Annotated in this window: 19 protein-coding genes and 1 pseudogene; 9 read left to right on the plus strand and 11 right to left on the minus strand. The window is 71.5% G+C overall.

From position 1 onward, the window contains the following. The first annotated feature begins 247 nt into the window (after positions 1–247). Positions 248–1,240: an NAD-dependent epimerase/dehydratase family protein gene (locus tag ACLQ3B_RS31700; RefSeq protein ID WP_425784339.1), complete on the plus strand. Its 993-nt coding sequence runs from the start codon at positions 248–250 to the stop codon at positions 1,238–1,240. Positions 1,241–1,265: 25 nt separating this feature from the next. Here the strand turns inward: ACLQ3B_RS31700 and ACLQ3B_RS31705 are convergent, their stop codons facing one another. The 3 genes from ACLQ3B_RS31705 to ACLQ3B_RS31715 all read right to left on the minus strand — a co-directional run bounded on the left by ACLQ3B_RS31705 (position 1,266) and on the right by ACLQ3B_RS31715 (position 5,449). After that, complete coding sequence (locus tag ACLQ3B_RS31705) at positions 1,266–2,174, minus strand: universal stress protein (RefSeq protein WP_425784340.1); 909 nt, start codon at positions 2,172–2,174, stop codon at positions 1,266–1,268. Next, complete coding sequence (locus ACLQ3B_RS31710; RefSeq protein ID WP_425784444.1) at positions 2,135–4,528, minus strand: phosphoketolase family protein; 2,394 nt, start codon at positions 4,526–4,528, stop codon at positions 2,135–2,137. The genes ACLQ3B_RS31705 and ACLQ3B_RS31710 overlap by 40 nt, the downstream gene beginning before the upstream one ends. A 75-nt stretch (positions 4,529–4,603) precedes the next feature. After that, positions 4,604–5,449 (minus strand): universal stress protein, encoded by an 846-nt coding sequence (locus tag ACLQ3B_RS31715; protein ID WP_425784341.1) that lies wholly within the window; start codon positions 5,447–5,449, stop codon positions 4,604–4,606. Between the two features lie 156 nt (positions 5,450–5,605). Here ACLQ3B_RS31715 and ACLQ3B_RS31720 point away from each other — a divergent pair, with 156 nt between their 5' ends. From ACLQ3B_RS31720 to ACLQ3B_RS31750, 7 genes are all read left to right on the plus strand, one after another. Further along, positions 5,606–5,842: an HTH domain-containing protein gene (locus ACLQ3B_RS31720; RefSeq protein ID WP_030336062.1), complete on the plus strand. Its 237-nt coding sequence runs from the start codon at positions 5,606–5,608 to the stop codon at positions 5,840–5,842. After that, positions 5,842–6,420 (plus strand): Clp protease N-terminal domain-containing protein, encoded by a 579-nt coding sequence (locus tag ACLQ3B_RS31725; RefSeq protein WP_425784445.1) that lies wholly within the window; start codon positions 5,842–5,844, stop codon positions 6,418–6,420. The genes ACLQ3B_RS31720 and ACLQ3B_RS31725 overlap by 1 nt, the downstream gene beginning before the upstream one ends. A 93-nt stretch (positions 6,421–6,513) precedes the next feature. After that, positions 6,514–7,518 carry a diacylglycerol/lipid kinase family protein gene (locus tag ACLQ3B_RS31730; protein ID WP_425784342.1) on the plus strand — a complete coding sequence of 335 codons (1,005 nt, stop codon included), beginning with the start codon at positions 6,514–6,516 and terminating at the stop codon, positions 7,516–7,518. Beyond that, positions 7,511–8,512: a YihY/virulence factor BrkB family protein gene (locus tag ACLQ3B_RS31735; RefSeq protein WP_425784343.1), complete on the plus strand. Its 1,002-nt coding sequence runs from the start codon at positions 7,511–7,513 to the stop codon at positions 8,510–8,512. The genes ACLQ3B_RS31730 and ACLQ3B_RS31735 overlap by 8 nt, the downstream gene beginning before the upstream one ends. A gap of 98 nt (positions 8,513–8,610) precedes the next feature. After that, positions 8,611–10,101 (plus strand): phosphatase PAP2 family protein, encoded by a 1,491-nt coding sequence (locus tag ACLQ3B_RS31740; RefSeq protein ID WP_425784344.1) that lies wholly within the window; start codon positions 8,611–8,613, stop codon positions 10,099–10,101. An 11-nt stretch (positions 10,102–10,112) separates the two neighbouring features. After that, positions 10,113–10,922 carry an endonuclease/exonuclease/phosphatase family protein gene (locus ACLQ3B_RS31745; RefSeq protein ID WP_425784345.1) on the plus strand — a complete coding sequence of 270 codons (810 nt, stop codon included), beginning with the start codon at positions 10,113–10,115 and terminating at the stop codon, positions 10,920–10,922. Between the two features lie 65 nt (positions 10,923–10,987). Then, positions 10,988–11,725 (plus strand): hypothetical protein, encoded by a 738-nt coding sequence (locus tag ACLQ3B_RS31750; RefSeq protein WP_425784346.1) that lies wholly within the window; start codon positions 10,988–10,990, stop codon positions 11,723–11,725. Between the two features lie 151 nt (positions 11,726–11,876). On the opposite strand, the gene ACLQ3B_RS31755 is transcribed toward ACLQ3B_RS31750, so the two are convergent. Continuing rightward, positions 11,877–12,839, minus strand: coding sequence for a TIGR03557 family F420-dependent LLM class oxidoreductase (locus ACLQ3B_RS31755; RefSeq protein ID WP_425784446.1), 963 nt, complete (start codon positions 12,837–12,839; stop codon positions 11,877–11,879). A gap of 288 nt (positions 12,840–13,127) precedes the next feature. Here ACLQ3B_RS31755 and ACLQ3B_RS31760 point away from each other — a divergent pair. Continuing rightward, positions 13,128–13,265 (plus strand): annotated as a pseudogene (locus ACLQ3B_RS31760) (cellulose binding domain-containing protein); the annotation flags it as partial. A gap of 55 nt (positions 13,266–13,320) precedes the next feature. Here ACLQ3B_RS31760 and ACLQ3B_RS31765 read toward each other — a convergent pair. The 7 genes from ACLQ3B_RS31765 to ACLQ3B_RS31795 all read right to left on the minus strand — a co-directional run bounded on the left by ACLQ3B_RS31765 (position 13,321) and on the right by ACLQ3B_RS31795 (position 21,007). Then, positions 13,321–13,641 (minus strand): DMT family transporter, encoded by a 321-nt coding sequence (locus ACLQ3B_RS31765; RefSeq protein ID WP_425784347.1) that lies wholly within the window; start codon positions 13,639–13,641, stop codon positions 13,321–13,323. Positions 13,642–13,846: 205 nt separating this feature from the next. Continuing rightward, a complete protein-coding gene (locus ACLQ3B_RS31770; protein WP_425784447.1) occupies positions 13,847–15,109 on the minus strand; it encodes an RNA polymerase sigma factor in 1,263 nt (420 codons plus the stop codon). Between the two features lie 3 nt (positions 15,110–15,112). Further along, positions 15,113–15,514 (minus strand): YciI family protein, encoded by a 402-nt coding sequence (locus ACLQ3B_RS31775; protein WP_425784348.1) that lies wholly within the window; start codon positions 15,512–15,514, stop codon positions 15,113–15,115. A 104-nt stretch (positions 15,515–15,618) separates the two neighbouring features. Beyond that, a complete protein-coding gene (locus ACLQ3B_RS31780; RefSeq protein ID WP_425784349.1) occupies positions 15,619–17,826 on the minus strand; it encodes an alpha-galactosidase in 2,208 nt (735 codons plus the stop codon). After that, positions 17,823–18,704: a carbohydrate ABC transporter permease gene (locus ACLQ3B_RS31785; protein WP_425784350.1), complete on the minus strand. Its 882-nt coding sequence runs from the start codon at positions 18,702–18,704 to the stop codon at positions 17,823–17,825. The genes ACLQ3B_RS31780 and ACLQ3B_RS31785 overlap by 4 nt, the downstream gene beginning before the upstream one ends. Further along, positions 18,701–19,657, minus strand: coding sequence for a carbohydrate ABC transporter permease (locus tag ACLQ3B_RS31790; protein ID WP_425784351.1), 957 nt, complete (start codon positions 19,655–19,657; stop codon positions 18,701–18,703). Before ACLQ3B_RS31790 ends, ACLQ3B_RS31785 begins: the two co-directional genes overlap by 4 nt. 21 nt (positions 19,658–19,678) lie before the next feature. Continuing rightward, complete coding sequence (locus tag ACLQ3B_RS31795; protein WP_425784352.1) at positions 19,679–21,007, minus strand: ABC transporter substrate-binding protein; 1,329 nt, start codon at positions 21,005–21,007, stop codon at positions 19,679–19,681. Between the last annotated feature and the right edge of the window lie 109 nt (positions 21,008–21,116).

Here is a 21,116-nt window from a genome sequence, read left to right on the forward strand (position 1 = left end):
CGGGTCGTGCCGACGTCGAGCCAACCTCGGATGGCGGTCGGGCCCACGCAGATTGAAGCAGCTTCGCAATCGGCGGCTCCGTTGACCATGCCCTGGGCGGCTTTTCTGCACGTTTGAGGAGGGTCCGCCCGTGCACGACCCGACCGGAACCTCCCGACTACCGGACCCCGGCGGGTTCTGCCAGGGGCAGATTCGCTGCCGGTGAACAGGGGTGTCCCGCGCCGCCCGGTCTCGGCAGGGTGGGGGCATGAGACTGCTGGTGCTGGGCGGTACGGGCTTCGTGGGCGGGGCCACGGTCACCGAGGCCGTGCGCCGCGGTTGGTCGGTGACGGTGTTCAACCGCGGGCTGCACGGCGCGGTGCCGTCCGGCGTACACCGGTTGCGGGGTGACCGCACCGCGCCGGACGGCCTGGCGGCGCTGGCCGGCGGTGAGTGGGACGTCGCGGTGGACACCTGGGACGGCGCGCCACGGGTCGCCCGCGACGCGGCCCGCGCCCTGGTCGACGCGGTCGGCCACTACGTGTACGTGTCCAGCGGGTCGGTCTACGCCGACCAGGCCACCACGGGGTTGCACGAGGAGTCGCCGGTGGTGGACGCCGACCCGGGGTCCGTCGACGGCGACTACCCGCAGCTCAAGGCCGGTGCTGAGCGTGCCGTACGGGAGGTGTTCGGTCAGCGGGCGCTGGTCGCCCGGGCCGGCCTGATCCTGGGCCCGGGGGAGGACATCGGCCGGCTGCCCTGGTGGCTACGACGGATCGAGCGGGCCGGGGACGTGCTCGCCCCCGGGCCGGCCGACCTGCCCGTGCAGTACGTCGACGTCCGCGACCTGGCGGGGTGGCTGCTGGCCGCGGGTGCCCGGCGGTTGGGCGACACGTTCAACGCGATCGGTCGTCCGGCGCAGACCACGATGGGCGAGCTGCTGGGCGTGTGCGTGGCCGCCACCGGCGCCGACGCCCGGCTGCGCTGGACCGATCCGGCGTCGCTCCTCGCCGCCGGTGTGCAGCCGTGGAGCGACCTGCCGATCTGGATGCCGCGCGGCCACCCGCACCGGGGGTTGCTGGAGCAGGACGTGACCAGGGCCCTCACCGCCGGGTTGACCTGCCGGTCGGTGACCGAGACCGTCGAGGACACCTGGCGCTGGCTCCGCGAGGTCGGCGCGGTTCCGCCGCGCGCCGGGCGGCCGCAGCGCAGCTCGATCGGGCTGGACCCGACAGTGGAGGCCGCGGTGCTCGCCGCCTGACCGTCGGCGACGGACACGTCCGCGGTCAGCGTTCGCGGACCACCGCCACCGGGCAGTTGGCGTGCTGGATGAGCTGTTGGCTGACCGAGCCGAGCAGCATGCCGGCCAACCCGCCCCGGCCCCGACTGCCGACCACGACCAGCCGCGCGTCCCGACTCGCCTCGATCAGCATCGCCGCCGGGCTGGTGGAGACCAGGTCGACGGTCACCGCCAGATCGGGAAACGTCCGACGCCACGGCTCCAGCGCCTGCTCGACGGCGGCCCGCTCGTCGGGCGCCCCGGCCGCCCCGCCGGGCCCCGGCGTCCAGGCGTGCAGGACGCGCATCGGCATCTGCCGCTGCGCCGCCCGTTCCGCAGCGAAGCCGAGCGCCACCAGCGAGGGCCCCGAGCCGTCCACCCCGACCGTCACCGGGCGGCCCGACGTGTCGGGCGCGGCGCTGCCGGCCCCGTCCCGAACCACCACGACCGGGCAGTGGGCGTGCGCGGCGACCGACACCGCAGTCGACCCGGCCAGCAGGCCGCCGAATCCGCCGTGGCCTCGGCTGCCGAGCACCAACATTCCGGCCTCGGCCGAGCGTTCCTGCAACACCAGCGCGGGCGGCCCGTCGTACACCTCGCCGGTGATCCGTAGCTCGGGGTTGGCCGCGGCGGCGTCCGCCGCGGCCCTGCGGACCAGGTCGTCGACCTGCCGGCGGGCGGTGTCGTCGGGCCACACGCCGGGCGCCACGCCCGGGCCGACCCAACTGGCCACGGTCAGCCATTCGAAGACGTACGCCAGCCGCACCGGCTGACCGCTGTGCCGCGCCTCCTCCACGGCCCAGTCCAGGGCCACCGAGGCGTCGGTGGAACCGTCGTAGCCGACCAGGATCTCCGCGTCGCGCACGTCGTTCTCCTTCAGGGGGTGGTCGGGTCGGTTTCGCGGACCCAGCGCCATTCGGCGACCTGGGGGTCGTCCTCGCCGTACTGGCGGGTGTAGTCGCGGGCCGCCTGCCGGGCGTCGACCATCCGTTGGCGTAGGTGCGCGGCGCTGGCGGCCAGCCCGGGCACCCGGTCGATGACGTCGATGACCAGGTGGAAGCGGTCCAGGTCGTTGAGCATCACCATGTCGAACGGGGTGGTGGTGGTGCCCTCCTCCTTGTAACCGCGCACGTGCAGGTTGTCGTGGTTGCTGCGGCGGTAGGTGAGTCGGTGGATCAGCCACGGATAGCCGTGGTACGCGAAGATGATCGGCCGGTCCTCGGTGAAGATGGTGTCGAACTCGTTGTCGGTCAGGCCGTGTGGATGCTCGGTGTCCGGCTGGAGTCGCATCAGGTCGACCACGTTGACCAGGCGCACCTTCAAGTCCGGAAGGTTCTGGCGCAGCAGCTCGACGGCGGCCAACGTCTCCAGGGTGGGCACGTCCCCGCAGCAGGCGAGCACCACGTCCGGCTCGGTGCCGCCGTCGTTGCTGGCCCACTCCCAGATGCCCAGGCCACGGCGGGTGTGCTGGATCGCCTCGGTCATCGTCAGCCAGTTCGGCGCCGCCTGCTTACCGGCCACCACCACGTTGATGTAGTGCCGGCTGCGCAGGCAGTGGTCCATGGTGGCGAGCAGCGTGTTCGCGTCCGGTGGGAGATAGACCCGCACCACCTCGGCCTTCTTGTTGACGACGTGGTCGATGAAGCCCGGGTCCTGGTGGGAGAAGCCGTTGTGGTCCTGACGCCAGACGTGGCTGGACAGCAGGTAGTTCAGTGAGGCGATCGGCTGCCGCCAGGGGATGGCCCGGGTCACCTTCAGCCACTTGGCGTGCTGGTTGAGCATCGAGTCGACGATGTGGATGAACGCCTCGTAGCTGGTGAACACGCCGTGCCGGCCGGTCAGCAGGTAGCCCTCCAGCCAGCCCTGGCACAGGTGCTCGGAGAGCACCTCCATGACCCGCCCGTCGGGAGAGAGATGGTCGTCGCCGGGCATGGTGGCGGCCACCCAGACCCGGTCGGTCACCTCGAACGCGGCGCCCAGCCGGTTGGACGCGACCTCGTCCGGGCCGAACAGCCGGAACGTCTGCGGGTTGGCGCTGATGACGTCGCGGATCCACGGGCCGAGCACCCCTGTCGCGCCGGCGATCGGCGTGCCCGGTTCGGGAACCTCCACGCCGTAGTCGCGGAAGTCCGGCAGGGTCAGGTCGCGCAGCACCACGCCGCCGTTGGTGACCGGGTTGGCGCTCATCCGCCGGTCACCGCGCGGCGGCAGCGTCAGGAGTTCGTCCACCGGCGCGCCGGTCGCGTCGAACAGCTCCTCGGGTCGGTAGCTGCGCAGCCAGTGCTCCAACTCGGCCAGGTGCGCCGGGTTGTCGCGTACGCCCGACAACGGCACCTGGTGGGCGCGGTAGGTGCCCTCCACCTGGGTGCCGTCGACCGCACGCGGGCCGGTCCAGCCCTTCGGCGTCCGCAGAACGATCATCGGCCAGCGGGGACGTTCGACGACGCCCCCGGAGCGGGCCCGCCGCTGGATCTCGGCGATCTCGCCCAGCACCCGGTCCAGCGTCGCCGCGAGGGTCCGATGCACCCGGTCGGGCTCGTCGCCGGCCACCACGTACGGCTGGTAGCCCGATCCGCGCAGGAGGTCGAGCAGGTCGGTCTCGGGGATCCGGGCCAGCACGGTCGGGTTGGCGATCTTGTAGCCGTTGAGGTGCAGGATGGGCAGCACCGCCCCGTCGCGCGCCGGGTTGAGGAACACGTCGGAGAGCCAACTGCCGGCCAGCGGCCCGGTCTCCGCCTCACCGTCGCCGATCACGCAGGCCACCAGCAGGTCGGGGTTGTCGAACGCGGCGCCGTAGGCGTGGCTCAACGCGTACCCCAGCTCGCCGCCCTCGTGGATCGAACCCGGCACGTCCGCGGCCACGTGGCTGGGGATGCCGCCCGGGAAGGAGAACTGGCGGAAGAGCCGCGACATCCCGGCCTCGTCGCGCGCCACGTCGTGGTAGCGCTCCGACCAGGTGCCCTCCAGCCAGGTGTTGGCCACGATGGCCGGGCCGCCGTGGCCGGGGCCGGTGACCAGCATGGCGTTGAGGTCGCGTGCCACGATCACCCGGTTGAGGTGGGCGTAGATCAGGTTGAGGCCGGGGCTGGTGCCCCAGTGCCCGAGCAGTCGAGGTTTGATGTCGTCGGGGGTCAGCGGCTCCCGCAGCAGCGGATTGTCCAGCAGGTAGATCTGCCCGACGGTGAGGTAGTTCGCGGCGCGCCAGTAGGCGTCCAGCCGACGCAGTTCGTCGTCGGTGAGGGCGCGGTGCACGTCGAGAGCGGTGTCCATCATGCTGCCTCTCGCGGGTAGGAGTGGGGCGTCCGGCCGGGCCGCCGTGGAAGCCCCGGGTCAGGGCCGTTGGTCCTAGGCCGGGCCGGCGCCAGGCCCGGTCAGCGGCGCCTCGGCCAGGCCGCGGACGACGACCACCGGAGCCGGTGAGTGGTACAGCAGGGACTGGGCGACCGCGCCCAGCATGGCTCGGCCCGGTTCGTCGCCGCGGGCGGCGACAAGCGCCAACTGCGCGTTGCGGGACGCGTCGATCAGCACCTCGGCGGGCTCACCGCGGATCACGCGGCACTCGGTCGGCACCGCGCTGTGCCGGCCGGTGTGCCGGGCCAGTGCCTCGCTGAGCTGCTCGGCGACCGCGTCGGTGTCCTCGTCGTACTCGACGACCCGCAGCGCCAGCAGTCGGGCACCCCGGCGGGCCGCGCACTCCACGGCCCACTGCAGGGCAATGTGTGAGCTGGGGGAGCCGTCGACACCCACCAGCACCGGGCCCGGCGGCGGCGGTTCACGCCGGACCACCAGCAGGGGGCAGCCGGCCCGTGCGGCCAACTGCACGGCGGTCGTCTCGGCCGGGACGCACTGCCCGCTGCCCGCCATTCCGCTGTCGCCGACGGCCAGCAGGAAGGTGGCGTCCGAGCGGCGGATGAGGGTGGGCAGCATGGCGCTCTCGACGATCTCACCGCGTACGGTCAGCCCAGGCTCGGTCTGGTGGGCGAGCTGGGCGGCGCGGGTGATCAGTTCCTCGGCCTGGTCGCGGGGCGCGGCGACGGTGTCCGCGGCGAAGGCCGCGCGCCAGTCGAAGGTGTGCAGCAGGTGCAGTGGCCGGCCGTGTCCGGCGGCCTCCTGCGCGGCCTGTTCGACGACCGGGAGGTCGAGTTCCGACCCGAGGCCGACCAGCACCGCTGCGTCGGCGGGTGCGGCCATCCGATATCACCTCCCGGGCGTCGCGCCCGGCACGACCAAGCTGTCCCTGACCGAGGGTAGTCGGATGAGGACGATGGCGGGCCCCGATCGGCTGCGGCCATCTCTCGTCGTCAACCAGGGTTGACACCGGAGGGCTTGTCAACGTATGTTGACGACATGAGTCAGGCGACAGAACTCGCGGCGGCAGCCGGCAGCACCGACCCCCGGGTCGGGCTGCGCGCCGTCCGCGCGCTACGCCGGCTGCTCGAGCGGCTGGAGGTGGTCCAGGTGGACAACGCCCGACGACAGGGCTGGTCCTGGCAGGAGATCGCCGACACGCTCGAGGTCAGTCGGCAGGCAGTGCACAAGAAGCACGCCGGGCGACCGGCGGTCAACTCATCCTGGGAGGCGTGATGTTCGAACGGTTCACCGACCGGGCGCGCGACGTGGTGCGCCGGGCGCTGGAGGAGGCACGGGTCGAGGGCCAGCGGCCGGTCGGCACCGAGCACCTCCTGCTCGCCCTGCTCGCCGACGACGACGGGCTGGCCAGCCGGGTGCTCGCCGACGCGGGAGTGCGGGCCGACGACCTGCGCGACCGCATCCGCCGCCACACCGCCAGCGGAGGGGCCGGCCTCGGCGACGCGGACGCGGCGGCCCTGCGGGAGATCGGCATCGACCTGGCCGCGATCGTGGCCCGCATCGAGCAGTCCTTCGGCCCGGACGCGCTGCGGGAGGCGGTGCCGGCGCCGCGCCGCCGCTGGGGGCGTAGGCGTTACCTCGGCGGCCCGTTCTCGCCCCGCTCGAAGAAGGCGCTGGAGCTGTCCCTGCGGGAGGCCCTGCGCCTGCGCCACCGCCACATCGGCACCGAGCACATCCTGCTCGGGGTGCTCCGGGAGGGCAACGGGCTGGGGGCGTTGGTGCTCACCGAGTCCGGTGTCGACCTCGACGATCTGCGTTGGCGGGTGGAGCTCGCACTGCGGGCGGCGGCCTGACGGGTGGGGCCGTCTTGAAACCTGTCTGTGGCACTTCCGACGCGGTCCGGTCGCCGGGTCGCTGAAGCCGTCCGGGTGCTGCACACTGACGCCGTGGATGCTGGACAGGACAGGCGGCCCTCGGGCGGCGACGGCGGGCTGCGCTCCGCCGTGGTGGTCAACCCAGTCAAGATCGACGATCTCGACGAGTTGCGCCGCACCGTCGACGACGCCCTGACCGCGGCCGGTTGGCCCGCGCCCCAGTGGTACGAGACGACAGTCGACGACCCGGGTCGCGGTCAGACCGAGCAGGCCGTCAAGGCCGGCGTCGACCTGGTCTTCGCCTGTGGGGGCGACGGCACCGTGATGTCCTGCGTCAGCGGGCTGGTCGGCACCGACGTGGCCCTCGCCGTGCTGCCGCAGGGCACCGGCAACCTGCTCGCCGCCAACCTTGGGCTCTCCACCGACCTGGCCGCCGGGCTGCAGGTCGCTGTGGAACGCGGCCGACGGCTGCTCGACGTCGGCGCCGTCGAGGACCAATACTTCACAGTGATGGCCGGCATGGGCTTCGACGCCCAGATGCTCGCCGCCACCTCCGAGACCACCAAGGCCCGCATCGGCTGGCCGGCGTACGTGATGGGTGCCGCCCGGCACCTACGGGACCGGCCGATGCGGGTGCAGATCCGTGTCGACGACCGCCCGCCGGTGCGCCGCCGGGCCCGTTCGGTCCTGATCGCCAACGTCGGCCGGCTGCAGGGCGGCGTGACCCTGCTGACCGAGGCCGAGCCGGACGACGGCTGGCTCGACGTCGCCGTGCTCACCCCGCGCAACCTGCGGCACTGGCTCGCGCTCGGCTGGGCGGTGATCCGCCGCAGCGGCCAGGTGCCGCAGATGGAGGTGTTCCGGGGGCGGCGCGTCGTGGTCACCAGCAACCGGGCGCAGCCTCGAGAGTTGGACGGCGACCTGATCTCCCCGGGCCGGCAGTTGCGGGCGGAGGTCCGACCCGAGGCGCTCTGGCTGTGCGTCCCCCAGCCCCAGGATGCCCCCGACCTGGCCGTCGACGCGCAGGGTGCCGGGGAGCGGGGCGAGCAGCTGATCGAGGAAGCGCGCCGTGAGTAGCACCCGGATCGTGCCGGAGACCCGGCTGATGGCCGACGAGGAGCTGTCCGCCGACGACGCCTGGCACACACTGCGCCGGCAGGGCGGCTGGCACCTGCTGCGGGACGCGTTCATCCGGTTCCGCTACGGCGACGGGTTCAGCCACTCCCGGGCCTTCGCGCTGCAACTCTGCCTCGCCGTGGTGCCGTTCCTGATCGCCCTCACCGGCCTGATCAGCGAGCTGGGCGTCGAGGAGGGCGGCCAGGTGGTCGCCGACACAGTCCTGGCGCTCACCCCCGGCCAGAGCGCGCAGATGGTCGCCGAGCTGCTCGGGGAGGGCGAACGCGTCGAGGACGCGGGAGAGCTGGCACTCACCCTCGGTCTGCTCACCGGCCTGTTCACGCTCACCACCACGATGGCCCAGATCGAGCGGGGCGCCAACCGCATCTACGGCGTCGAACGGGACCGCCCGGCGGTGCGGAAATATCTGCGTGCCGCCGTCCTGGCCGTCACCGCCGGTCTGCCCGCGCTCGCCGGCTTCCTGATCCTGGTCGGCGGCGGCGCGATCGGCGACTCGGTCCGCGAACACTACGAGTGGGGCGCGGTCGCCAACGGCATCTGGGACGTGGTCCGCTTCCCGCTGAGCCTCGGGTTGACCGTCGTCGCCGTCGCCGTGCTGTTCCGACACGCGCCGCGCCGCAACCAGCCCGGGCTGTCCTGGCTGTTGTTCGGCGCCGGCATCGCCACGGCGCTGTGGTGGTTGGCCAGCCTGCTGCTCGCCGCGTACGTGCGGTTCAGTGACGGTTTCGGGCAGACCTACGGCGCCCTGACCGGCATGATGGCGCTGCTGCTCTGGGCCAACCTGACCGGGATGGCGCTCTTCGGTGGGCTGGCCTTCGCCGCCCAACTGGAGGCGCTGCGCATCGGTGTGCAGGAACCCGCCCAACCGGACCTGTGGGAGCCCGACCCGGACCGCGCCGAGCTGTACGACACCGGGGACATGTCGGCGCTCTAGCGGCGCCGGCGTGTACGACGGACGCGGATCGGGTAAAACGCCTCGCCAGACGCGGATCGGGTACAGCGACTCGCCAGAGGCGACAAGGGAGGTGCGGGGTGACCGCGGTCAAAGAGGTGGCCCGCCGTCCGATCGGTCATTTCGCCGAGCGGAGCATTGCCGGTCTGGTGGCCGTCACCGGTGCCGGGGTGGCCTTCGGGCTGCTGTTGTTGCTCGTCCGGGTGCAGTGGAGCCCGCTGCAGGATGTCGACCACGGGGTCGCCGAGTGGTTCAACGGGCTCGTCGCACCGCACCACGCGCTGGTCACCGTGCTCCAGGCGGTGACGGATCTGGGCGGCCGGCCGATCCTCATCTGGCTGGTCACCATCGCCGTGGTCGGGCTGCTGATCCGGCGCCAACCCCGACTCGCCGTCTACCTGATCATCACGGGGGTCGGTGGCCTGATCCTCGACCCGTCCCTGAAGACGCTTGTCGGCCGGCTCCGCCCGGTCGTGGACGTGCCGATCGCCAGCGCGCCCGGCAACAGCTTCCCGAGCGGGCACGCGCTCGGCTCGGTCGTCGCGTACGGAGCGCTGCTGCTGGTGTTCCTGCCGGCGATGGCGCCCCGCTGGCGCAAGCCCGCCATCGTCGGGGTCGGTGTGCTGGTGGCACTGGTGGGCCTGACCCGGATCGCGCTGGGCGTGCACTTCGTCTCCGACGTGCTGGCCGCCTGGCTGCTGGGGGCCGCCTGGCTGGGCGTCACCGCGTACGCCTTCCGGCTGTGGCGGCGCGAGCGGGGGAGGCCGGTGCCGCCGTTGACCGAGGGCCTGGAGCCGGAGGCGGGGCACGACATCGCCCCCGCCCCGGCCGAGGAACACGTGCTGGCCCACCCCCGTTCGGCGGTGGCCGAGCTGCTGGTCGGCTGGGTGATCGTGTTCGGAGCGCTGTACGGCTTCGGCATGTACGTCAGCTACCACGCCAAGGGCACCTTCTTCGACACCCTCGACACCGAGGTGCCGCGGTGGTTCGCCGAGCGGCACAACGAGGTGCTCACCGAGGTCAGCTGGTGGTGGAGCAAGTTCGGTGACACCCATGCCATCCTGCTGATCTCGCTGGTGTTCTGCCCGCTGGTGCTGGCGGTGTGGCGGCGCTGGCGCCCGGTGCTCTTCGTCGCGCTGGCGATGGTGGGTGAGCTGACCCTCTTCCTCGCGTCGGCCCGCGCGGTCGACCGGCCGCGTCCGCCGGTGGAGAACCTGGACGGGCAGATGCCCACCTCGTCGTTCCCGTCCGGGCACATCGCCGCCACCATCTGCGTCTGGCTGGCGATCACCCTCATCGTGTTCCCGCGTACCGACAGGTGGTGGCGTTGGGTCTTCGTGGCGCTGGCCGTGCTCATGCCGGTGGGGGTGGCCACCTCCCGGATGTACCGGGGGATGCACCACCCGACCGACTTCATGGGCGCGATCCTGCTCTCCGCGCTCTGGATCGGGCTGCTCTACCTGGTGGTCCGCCCGAACGAGGACCTGAAGGAAGGCAACCAGCCGGCCATCGAGTCGGAGGACGTGGACACTCTCGACGACGAGCTGGCGCGGGCCGGCCGGGCCGGCTAGGCGTCGCCGTCGTGCTGCGGGTGATGACCTGGAACATCCGCACCGGCGGCCGGGATCGCGGCGGTTCCGACCGGCTGGACCAGGTGGTCCAGGTCGTCGACGAGCAGGCCCCGGACGTGTTGGCCCTGCAGGAGCTGCGCGGCTTCGACCGGGACGGGCTGATGGCCACCGTGGCGGGCCGGGTGGGGATGACGCCCCACCTGGCCCGGTCCTGCTTCGGGCAGCCGGTGGCGGTGCTGGTCCGACCGCCGTACCGGGTCGTCGGCGCGGGCTCGGTGCGCCGCCCGTTCCACCACGCCGCCGCCCGTGTCGTGGTGGCCACGTCCGCCGGTCCGTTCACCGTGCTGGGCACCCACCTCTACCCGTACTCGGGGGGTCGGCGGCGGATGGAGGTCGACTGGTTGGTGGCCGCGATGCGCCGCGACCAGGGGCCGCTGACGCTGGTCACCGGTGACCTCAACTCGCTCGACCCGACCGTCGACCACACCGCGCGCCTGGCCGGCATGCCCATCCTCTACCGCAGGCGGCACCTGCGTCGCTCCGGCGACGCCGTGGACACCCGCGCGATCGCCCGGCTGCTCGCCGCCGGCCTCGTCGACCTCTGGCCGTCGGGCAACGTCGACGCACCGGAGGCCGCCGGTCTCACCGTGCCCACCCGGCTCGGCGGGGCCGAGTTCGCCGGGATGCGGTTGGACTACCTGCTCGGCAGCACCGCTGTGGCGCAGCGGACGCGAGACTGCCGGGTGATCCGCGACGGCCTGGCGGCCACCGCCTCCGACCACTATCCGCTGCTCGCCACGCTGGAGTTGTTCCCCGGCTGACGCCACCCGCCGGTCCGCGCCGCGGGCACTCCGGGGGCGTGGCGTGGGTCGATTACCGTGCCACCGTGACCGACCGCCGCACCCTCCGCTCGCCGCTGCCCGGTCCGCCCAACGATCACCGGGCCGCGGCGGCGAGGGCACGTCCGGCCGCCGACGCGCTGGCCTCGGGCAGGGCGCAGCCGGCCGCCGTCGCGCCCCCGCTCGTCGCGGCCGTCGCGCGCGGTGTGGCGCTGGTCGTGGTGCTGCCGGTACGCCTGCTCTGGGAGCTGATCGCGGCTGCCGGCCGGCTGCTGCACCGGTACCTGCTCCGCCCGGCGGGCCGGTTCCTGCGGCGCTGGCTGCTGGCCCCGCTGGCCTGGCTTCTGCACCGGCTGGTCTGGCTTCCGCTGCTCTGGTGCGCCCGGCACCTGCTGTGGCGTCCGCTGGTGTGGGTCGTCCGCACGGTTATCTGGCCCGCGCTGGTCTGGTTGAACCGCCATGGGCTGCGTCCGGCCCTCGTCGTCCTGGGGCGCGTGCTGGTCTGGCTCGCCAGGTACCTGCTCCTATGGCCGCTGCGCTTGTTGGGCGCGGTGCTCACGCCCGTCGGTCGGCTGGTCGTCGCCGCGGTGATCGGTGCGTGGCGCACGGCCGGCCGGTTGCTGCGACTGTTCCATCGACTGCTGCTACGCCCGCTCGGGCGAGGGCTGCGCTGGCTGTGGCGGGCCACCGTCGCGCCGGCGGCCCGCTGGGCCCGCCGTTCCGTGCTCGACCCGGCCCGGTTGGCCGTCCGGGAGGTGCTCAGCACCCTGGGCCTGCGCCGTTGAGACGGGTGGGGCTCAGAGCACCAGATTCAGTAGGACGGTCAGCACCACCGAGGCCACGATCGAGAAGAGGATCATCAGGAGGCAGCCGAGGCCACCGCCGAGCGGGCGGATCTCCGTGTTGCCGAAGCGCATGACGTTCACCTGTCCGTGTTCACAGTTGGCGCAGTCGGGGCAGCAGCTGTTCCTGCGCCCAGTCCAGGAACATCGGCTGGGTCTCCCCACCGACCTGGATGATCGCCACGTGGGTGAAGCCGGCGTCGACGAACTTGCGGAACGCCTCGACGTGCGCGTCCACATCCGGACCGCAGGAGATGCCTTCGGCGACGTCCTCCTCGCGGACGAACTGGGTGGCGGCGGCGAAGGCGTCCGGGCCGGGCAGGTCGGCGTTCACCTTCCAACCCATCCCGAACCAGCGGAACTGGTCGTGCACGATCTTGCGGCACTCCGCCTCGTCGGGGCCGTAGCAGATGGCCACCTGGCCGTAGCGGGGCTGGCCGACGCCGCCGGCGTCGTCGTACATCTCGATGATGTGCCGGTCGGGTTCGGTGGAGATGAGGCCGTTGCCGTACTCGGCGGCCAGCGTCGCGGACTGACGACCGGACGCGGCGACGGCCATCGGCACCGGCCGTTCGGGACGGTCCCAGATGTAGGCGTCGGGCACGTCGAAGTGGTTGCCGGAGAAGGTCAAAGTTTCCCCGTTGAGCAACGGCCGGATGATCTGCAACGCCTCCTCGAACATCTCGTGCCGCTGCTGGACGTGCGGCCAGCCGCCGACGACGTGCTCGTTCAGGTTCTCCCCGGCGCCCAGGCCGAGGGTGAACCGGCCGTCCGAGAGCGCCCCGATAGTGCTGGCCTTCTGCGCGACCACGGCCGGGTGGTAGCGGCGGATCGGGCAGGTCACGAAGGACATCAGCTGCGCACGGGAGGTGGCGTGGGCGACCGCGCCGAGCACCGACCAGGCGTACGGGGAGTGGCCCTGGGAGTCCAGCCAGGGGTAGTAGTGATCGGACACCACCAGTTGGTCGAAACCAGCCGCCTCGGCCCGTACCGCATGGTCCACCAGCTGCTTGGGCCCGGCCTGCTCGCTCATCAGGGTGTAGCCGACGCTGACCATCGTGGTATCCCCTCTCACTGACGGATCGTTCCCGAGATACCCCGGTGCACGACGGTCAACCCTCTCGTCCGGTTCGGCTGCCGCGGTGCTTGACGGATCGCGGTCCCCTGCCTACCGTCGCTCTTAACCGGTTAAGAGCTGGGTGTGGCGCACATCCTGTGGTGGGGATGACCGCCCCGTGACGGCCCGCGTTCGCGTGGGCCGTTGCGGCTGTCCGGGCATCGGGGCCGCCAACTGAACCGGTTGCGAGGACTGGTCCGGCTTCCGGGATGAGGTACGACCGTCACCAGCAGCGGAACCACGGTGACCGCACGCAACACCGCCTACAACGGGCGGCTGGCCGCCGGGGCCAGCGTCAGCTTCGGCTTCCTCGGCAGTTGGACCGGCACCGACAGCCGGCCGGCGCTGAGCTGTACGGCGAGCTGACCGTCGGACCGGTGGTCGGGACCGCCTCGGACCCGACCACCGGAGCCCGTCCCGGTCAGTGCTCCCCGGCCAGGTTCACCACGACCACCCCGGCGATGATCAGCGCGATGCCGGTGAGCTTGGCGAGCCCCACCGACTCACCCAGGAACACCGCCCCGATCGCCACGATGGCCGCGGTGCCCAGACCCGACCAGAGGGCGTACGCGACACCCACCGGGATCTCCTTGACGGCCTGGGCCAGCAGGACGAAGGCCAGCGCGTAACCGCCGAGGCACGCCACCGTCGGCCAGAGACGGCTGAAGCCGGCGGTGCTCTTGATCAGGCTGGTCGCCAGCACCTCGGCGAGGATGGCGATCCCCAGCAGCACGTACGCCATGCGGCCCCTCGGTCCTTCGTGGTCGATGAACCCGTCCCGCCCAGGCTAGTGCCGGCGACGTCCGCACCCCGCCGACCCGCCTGCCTCCGGTAGGCGCGGGGGAGAGGACTGGCAGGGTAGATCTTGGACTCTTTCCGTTAGCAGCTAACGGAAAGAGTCCAAGATTGCCGGCTGTGGCGCCTGGGTCGCGCCGCGCGGGACCGCGTTACGGGAGATCGACGCGCTCGGCGGCCAGTTGGGCTGCCCGCATGGTCAGGTAGAGCTGTTCGGGGCGGCTGCTCGTGCGGGCGGCGGCGGTGCGGTAGTCGGCGATCGCCTGGGCCTGGTCACCGGCCATCTCGTGCAGGTGGGCGCGGGCGGCGGCCAGCCGGTGGTGCCCGGCCAGTTGCGGGTCGTGGGTCAACGCGTCGAGGGCGGCCAGGCCGGCGGCCGGCCCGTGCACCATGGCCGTCGCCACGGCCCGGTTGAGGGCCACCACCGCGCTGCCAGCCATGCGTTCCAGCACCTCGTAGAGCGCCAGGATCTGCGGCCAGTCGGTCTGTTCGGTGCTCGGCGCCTCGTCGTGCAGGGCGGCGATGGCGGCCTGCACCTGGTACGGGCCGACCGGCCCACGCGGCAGGGCCCGGGTGACAAGTGCGATGCCCTCGGCGATCGCCGCCGCGTCCCAGCGGGTGCGGTCCTGGTCGGCCAGTGAGATCAGCTCGCCGGACGGGCCGGTCCGCGCCGGGCCGCGTGCCTCGGTGAGCAGCATCAACGCCAACAGCCCGGCCGATTCGCTGTCGTCTGGCAGCAGCGTGTGCAGCGCGCGGGTGAGCCGGATCGCCTCCGCGGCGAGGTCGATCCGGCGCAGGTGCGGGCCGGTGGTGCTGGTGTGCCCCTCGGTGAAGACCAGGTAGAGCACCTGCCGGACGGCGATCAAACGGTCCGCCCGCTCTGTCTGCTCGGGCATCCGGAACGGCAGCCCGGATGCCCGGATGCGCTGCTTGGCTCGACTGATCCGCTGCGCCATCGTCGCCTCGGGCACCAGGAACGCGCGGGCGATCTCGGCGGTGCTCAACCCGCCGACGGCGCGCAGGGTCAGCGCCACCGCCGACGTCGGCGCGAGCGCCGGGTGGCAGCAGAGGAAGAGCAGGACCAGCGTGTCGTCCCGCTCGGCGGTCAACTCCTCGTCCGGGGCTGGCGCGTACCGCTGGTCGTCCGGATCCCGGCTGGCGACCAGGTCCTCCCGGCGGCGTCGGGCCTGCTCACCGCGGACCAACTCGATCATCCGGCGGTAACCGACCTGGATCAGCCAACCACGGGGGTTCGCCGGTAGCCCCTCGGTCGGCCACTGGGTGGCGGCGGCCAGCAGCGCCTCCTGCACCGCGTCCTCGGCGGTGGCGAAGTCACCGAAGCGACGGCTGAGCACGCCGAGGACCTGCGGCGCCAAGTCGCGCAGCAGGTCCTCGATGCGGGGATCGATGTTCAGTCCTCACAGCTCCTGTGGCGGGGCGGACATCACCGGGTGCACCTCGATCGGCATGTTCAGCGGCCGTCCGCCGGGGCCGGGCGCCGTGGAGATGTGCGCGGCCAGCTCCACGGCCCGCTGCGGGCTCTCGCAGTCGACGATCCAGAAGCCGGCCAGGAACTCCTTCGTCTCGGCGAACGGACCCTCGGTGACCACCGGCGTCCCGCCCTCGCCCGCCCGGACGATCCGGGCCTGCTGCGGGCCGCCGAGGCCCTGGCCGTCGACCCACTCGCCGGCGGCGGTGAGCTTGTCGTTGACCTCGCCCATGAACGCGATGTGTGCCCGGACCTCGTCCTGGGTCCAGGTGTCGATGCCCGGGAAGTTGGCCTCGGCGGCGCTGAACTGCATCAGCAGCATGTACTTCATGGTTGGCTCCTCATGCCTGCGCACCCTCGTCGGTGCTCCCACCCTGAGGTAGAAGCAGGCCCTGCCGTTCTCGACACCCCGGCCGAAGATTCTCCAGAATCTTGTCAGTCGACGGCGTCGACCTCCAGCACCAGACTCTGCTCCGGGTGCAGAGCGGGCAGCTGCACACCCACCCGGGCCAGCGCCGCCCCGCTGAGGGTGAGACCACCCGCCAGCCAGGTGGGCGCGGCCAGGTCGATGGTCGCCGGGGCCGGTACGCCCGACACCTGCCGCACCCGGTACCGCCGGCCCGGGTCGAGGCCGGGCAGTCGTACCGCGCCGGGCACCTGCGGCACCGAGGTGGTCAGCCGTGCCACCGCGTACACCGCTCGGGTGTTGTCGTGATCGATCACGCCGTGTGCCCAGACGGCCGGGTCCGGGTGGTCGACCCGGACCACCCGGCCGGCGTGCAGCAGCGGGCGCAGCCGCTTGTGCAGTGCCACCCAGGCGGCCAGCTCGGTCTGCTCGGCGGCGCTGATCGACGCGATGTCCCACTCGATGCCGTGGTGGCCGAAGAGCGCGGTCGACGCCCGGAAACCCAGGTCGTGTACGCGGTTGGTGGTGTGCGAGCGTTCCGGGCCGATGTGGGTGCCGATCAGCTCCGGTGGCAGCAGCAGCCCCGTCCAGCGCTGGATGCTGAGCCGCTCCAGGGCGTCGTTGCAGTCGCTGGCCCAGACCCGGTCGGTGCGGGCCAGGATGGCCAGGTCCACCCGGGCCCCGCCGGACGAGCAGCTCTCGATCTCCACGCCCGGGTGCCGAGCGCGCAACTCGTCGAAGAGCCGGTAGACCGCCAGGGTCTGCCCGTGCACCCCGGGACGGCCCTGATGACCGGCCTCGGTGAGGTCCCGGTTCTGGTCCCACTTCAGGTATCGGATGCCGGGGTGGTCGGTGAGCAGCGTGTCGAGGCGTTCCAGCACATGGGCGTACGCCTCGGGGCGGCCCAGGTCGAGCACCTGCTGGTGACGCCAGGCCGGCGGCAGTCGCCCCGGCACGGCGAGCAGCCAGTCGGGGTGCGCGCGGAACAGGTCCGAGTCGGGGTTGACCATCTCCGGCTCGACCCACAGGCCGAACTGGAGGCCCTGGCCGGTCACGTGGTCGATGAGCGGTTGCAGGCCGTCCGGCCAGACGTCCTCGTCGACGTACCAGTCGCCGAGGCCGGCGGTGTCGTCGCGCCGACCGCGGAACCAGCCGTCGTCCAGCACGAACCGCTCCACGCCGATCTGTGCGGCCCGGTCGGCGAGCGCCCGCAGGCGGTCCAGGTCGTGGTCGAAGTAGACCGCCTCCCAGACGTTGAGGGTCACCGGGCGGGGGGAGCGTGGGTGCCCGGGGCGGGCCCGCAGGTGCGAGTGGAGTACGTCGCTGAGCCCGTCCAGCCCGGCGTCGGACCAGACGGCGTAGAGCAGGGGCGTCTCGTACGACTCGCCGGGGCCGAGCCGGACCTCCCCGGGGGCCACCAGCTCGCCACCACCGACTGTCGACTCGCCGGTGGGCAGACGCTCGGCGAACGTGACGTGGTCGCCACTCCACGCGGTGTGCACCGCCCAGACCTCGCCGTGGCCGAAGCCGAAACCGGCGGTGCCGGCCACCAGCAGCAGCGTGGCGTCATGCCCGGTGCGGCCGCGCCGGCCCGCACGGACCCAGGCGCCGTGCTGCCACGGGTGCCGCTGCGGGGACCGTTCCCGACACCAGCGGCCGGTCAGGTCGAGCAGCTCGGTGGCGACCGCCGGCACCGGCAGCACCGGCGTCAGCTCCCGCAGCTCGTACGCGCCGTCGCCGTCGTTGCGCAGCCGATGCCGGACGGTCAGTAGGCCGTACGGGTCGAGCATGATCTCGATGGTCACTGTCAGCCCGGCCGCCGGGTCCGCCGCCCGCACGGTCAGCAGCGCCGCGCCGGGCCCGCCGTGCCCACCGTCGGAGGGGAGTACGCCCACCACGTCCCCGCCCGCAGCCAGGCGGCCCGGGTCGCGGCCGATGTCGCGCACGTCCACCCCGTCGAGGCGAAAGGAGGTGGACCAGTCCCGTCCGTCACGGTGCCCGGCCAGGCCGGGCCGTCCACTCCAGCCGGCGCTCGCCTCCGGCAGCAGGGACAACACCGTCGGCTCGTCGAAGCCGCTCGGCACCACCGGCGGTACGGTCGCGTCGACGAGCTGGCGCAGGCCGTCGTCGTCGAGGTCACCGACGTCGCCGCCCCAGTGCACGACCCGGGGCAGCCCCGGGCCGCGCGCGTCGAGCACCAGGCTGGTCCGCGCGCGGCGCAGGTGCAGGATCGTCATCCCTTCGAGGCTCCCAAGGTCAGGCCCCGAACGAAGTGCCGCTGGAGCATAAAGAAGATCACCAGGGTGGGGATCGCGACGAGCACGCTGCCCGCCGAGACCAGGTTGTTGTCGGTGAAGAACTCACCGCGCAGGTTGTTGAGTGAGCTGGTCACCGGAAACTTGTCACCGGTCCGCATGAGGACGGTGGCCCAGAAGAACTCGTTGTAGATCCAGGTCACCTCCAGCGTCGCCAGCGCGGCCAGGGCCGGTCGGCACAGCGGCATGGTGACCTGCCAGTACTGTCGCCAGATGCTCGCCCCGTCGACCATCGCCGCCTCGTACAGGTCACGGGGCAGCGCCTTCATGTAGTTGCTGAGCACGAAGACGCAGAAGCCGCACTGGAAGGCCACGTTGATCAGGATCAGGCCCCAGTAGCTGTCGTAGAGCAGCTCCGAGTCGCTCATGAACTCCGGCAGCGGCACCTCGGTGAACAGCCGGAACAGCGGGATGAGCAGCGCCTGCTGGGGCAGCAGGTTGGCGGCGGTGAAGACCCCGAGCAGGACGAGGTTGAGCTTCCAACTGAACCGGGCGATGACGAACGCCACGCAGGAGGCGAGGAAGAGGGTGAGCAGCACCGCCGGCACGGTGATGTACACCGAGTTGAGGAAGTGCTGCCCGAACTCCGCCGTCCGCCAGGCGGTGACGTAGTTGTCGAAGGTCCAGCCGCCGAACGAGACGTACCCGTTCGCGGCTGTGTAGTCGTACGACCGTAGCGAGGTCAGCACCGCCCAGGCGATCGGGAAGAGCCAGGCCAGCGAGACGACGATGAGGAAGCCGTGCAGCAGGATACGTAACGGGGTCAGCTTGCGCCGGCGAACCGGGGTGTCCACGCTCATTCCCGGTTCTCCCTCATCACGGTCGCCAGGTAGATGGTGATGAAGACCAGCGAGACGACCAGCATGATCGTTGCCAGTGCCGAGCCGAAGCCGATCCGGCTCGCCTCGCCCACCACGTTCTGGGTGACCAGCGCGGAGATCAGCTCCAGCCCGTTACGGCCCTTGTTGACCACCCACACCAGGTCGAACGCGCGCAGCGACTCGATCACGGTCACCACCAGCACGATGATGTTGATGGGCCGCATGACGGGGAACACGACCCGGAAGAACGCCCGGCTCTCCGAGGCGCCGTCGACAGCCGCCGCCTCGCGCAGCGACGGATCGACGCCCTTCAGACCGGCCAGGTAGAGCAGCATGATGTAGCCGACGTGCCGCCAGCCGGAGGCGATCATGACCGCCCAGATGTTGACGCTCGAGTCGCCGTACCAGTCGATGCTGCTGCCGAAGACGGCGTTGATCAGGCCCTGGTCCCGGGAGTAGAGCAGCTGCCAGACGAAGCCGATCAGCGCCAGCGAGAGCACCACCGGCAGGTACAACGCGGTCTGGTAGAAGCGGCTGCCGCGCAGCTCCTTGTCCAACAGCACGGCCAGGAACATGCCGAACGGGGTGGCGACCACGAACAGCGCCGCCAGCCAGAGCAGGTTGTGCTGGATCGCCGGCACGAACGGCGGGTAGATGTTCACCACGTCGCTGTAGTTGCGCGCGCCGACGAACTCGATCTCGTTGAGGGGGCCGATGCCGTCCCAGTTGGTGCCGGAGAGCAGCACGGTGGCCGCCGCCGGCAACCAGACGAACCCGGTCACGAGCAGCAGCGGGACGAGCACCATCAGCGTGATGACCACGCGGTCGGTGCGGGACAGGAGCCGTAGCCGCCGGCGACGACCACCCGTGGAGGTGGTCGTGGCCGGCGGCGGCACGGCGCGATCCGCTTGGATCAGGGGCAGGTCGGACACGATGTCCTCCCCCTTCCGCCGTCAGTCAGTGAAGATCGACTTTTTCTGGCTCTCGATGGACGAGGTGAGCCCGTCGATGTCCTTGGGGTTCTTGATGAACTGCTGGATCGCCGGGATCATCACCGTGGAGGCGAAGTCCGGCCGGGTGTCCCGGTCGAGGAACTGGGCGATCTCGGTGGCCGACCCGACCAGTTCGGCGGCCTTCTTCTGCAGCGCGGTGTAGCCGCTGACGTCGGCGCTGGTGTTGGCGACCAGGGTGGTGGGGTCGTTCTTCACGGTGAGGTCTGCGGCGTCCTTGCCACCGAAGTACTCCATCAACTTCAGTGCGTTCGCCTCGTTCTTGGGCTTACGCGCCATCATGTAGCCGTCGATCGGGGCGTCCAGCGCCTTGGCGCCGATGGCCGGGTCGATCTCGGGGAAGGTGAAGAAGTCGAGGTCGCTCTGCTCCTCGTTGCTGAACTGCTGACCGACGAAGAGGCCGAGCAGGTACATGCCGCTCTTCTTCTGCTGCAACGACTGCGCGGCCTCCTGCCAGGTGCGGCCGAGGCTGTCCGGCTGGTGCAGGGGGAGCAGGCCGGCCCAGGTGTCGAAGACCTTCCTGACCTTGTCGGAGGTCCAGGCCTCCTTGCCGGCCATCAGGTCGATGTGGAACTGGTAGCCGTTGATCCGCAGGTTGAGGATGTCGAAGGTGCCCATCGCCGGCCAGCCGTCCTTGTCGGCGAACGCGATGGGGGTGAGGCCGTCCCTCTTCATCTGTGCGCCGAGCGCGGTGAGCTGGTCCAGGGTGGTGGGCACCTGGTAGCCGTGCTGCTGCCACACCGACTTGCGGTAGAACACCGCCCACGGGTAGTAGGACGCCGGTACGAAGTACTGCTTGCCGTCGTCGCCGGTGGACGCCTTCTTGAAGGCGTCGGAGTAGCCGGAGAGCTTGCCCCACACGTCGCTGATGTCACTGGCCAGACCCTTTTGCGCGAAGAAGCGCATTCGGTAGCCGGCGAACCAGGTGAACACGTCGTCCGGCTTGCCCTGTAGGTAATTGTTGATGTTCTCCTGGAACGTGTTGTGGTCGACCGTATTGATCGCGACCTGCACACCGGACGACGTCTTGAACCCGTCGGTGACCTTGACGAGCACGTCCTTGGGCTTCGGGTCGGACTGGTTCGAGCCGAGCGACACGTCCTTGCTGGACCCCCCGGAGCCGGAGTCGTCGCCACAGCCGGCGAGCAGGCCGGTGCCGAGCAGCGCGCCCGTGCCGGCCGCGCCGGCCAGCAACGATCGTCGGTTGATGCCGGCAACTGAGGGCGGTACGAGCCGAGCCAGGTACTCGGCTTGGGATTGGGGACGGGACATCTGTGCCTCCTGCGAATGAGAAGGAGCTACGTCCAGGGACCATCAGGGTGGTGATGGCAGGTTGGCGTCGTGATCACACATTGAGATCCACCGAGAATCCACATTGACG

The organism is Micromonospora sp. DT53 (assembly GCF_049841535.1).
Classification (GTDB): Bacteria; Actinomycetota; Actinomycetes; order Mycobacteriales; family Micromonosporaceae; genus Micromonospora.

Coding starts and splice junctions, on each gene's coding strand:
- ACLQ3B_RS31765 (WP_425784347.1), bottom strand. CDS start 13,641: ATGGCGTACGTGCTGCTGGGGATCGCCATCCTCGCCGAGGTGCTGGCG.
- ACLQ3B_RS31715 (WP_425784341.1), bottom strand. CDS start 5,449: ATGGCCGCACCCGCCGACGCAGCGGTGCTGGTCGGCCTCGGGTCGGAA.
- ACLQ3B_RS31755 (WP_425784446.1), bottom strand. CDS start 12,839: ATGGTCAGCGTCGGCTACACCCTGATGAGCGAGCAGGCCGGGCCCAAG.
- ACLQ3B_RS31710 (WP_425784444.1), bottom strand. CDS start 4,528: ATGGACACCGCTCTCGACGTGCACCGCGCCCTCACCGACGACGAACTG.
- ACLQ3B_RS31785 (WP_425784350.1), bottom strand. CDS start 18,704: ATGAGCGTGGACACCCCGGTTCGCCGGCGCAAGCTGACCCCGTTACGT.
- ACLQ3B_RS31720 (WP_030336062.1), top strand. CDS start 5,606: ATGAGTCAGGCGACAGAACTCGCGGCGGCAGCCGGCAGCACCGACCCC.
- ACLQ3B_RS31795 (WP_425784352.1), bottom strand. CDS start 21,007: ATGTCCCGTCCCCAATCCCAAGCCGAGTACCTGGCTCGGCTCGTACCG.
- ACLQ3B_RS31775 (WP_425784348.1), bottom strand. CDS start 15,514: ATGAAGTACATGCTGCTGATGCAGTTCAGCGCCGCCGAGGCCAACTTC.
- ACLQ3B_RS31725 (WP_425784445.1), top strand. CDS start 5,842: ATGTTCGAACGGTTCACCGACCGGGCGCGCGACGTGGTGCGCCGGGCG.
- ACLQ3B_RS31780 (WP_425784349.1), bottom strand. CDS start 17,826: ATGACGATCCTGCACCTGCGCCGCGCGCGGACCAGCCTGGTGCTCGAC.
- ACLQ3B_RS31700 (WP_425784339.1), top strand. CDS start 248: ATGAGACTGCTGGTGCTGGGCGGTACGGGCTTCGTGGGCGGGGCCACG.
- ACLQ3B_RS31705 (WP_425784340.1), bottom strand. CDS start 2,174: ATGGCGCTGGGTCCGCGAAACCGACCCGACCACCCCCTGAAGGAGAAC.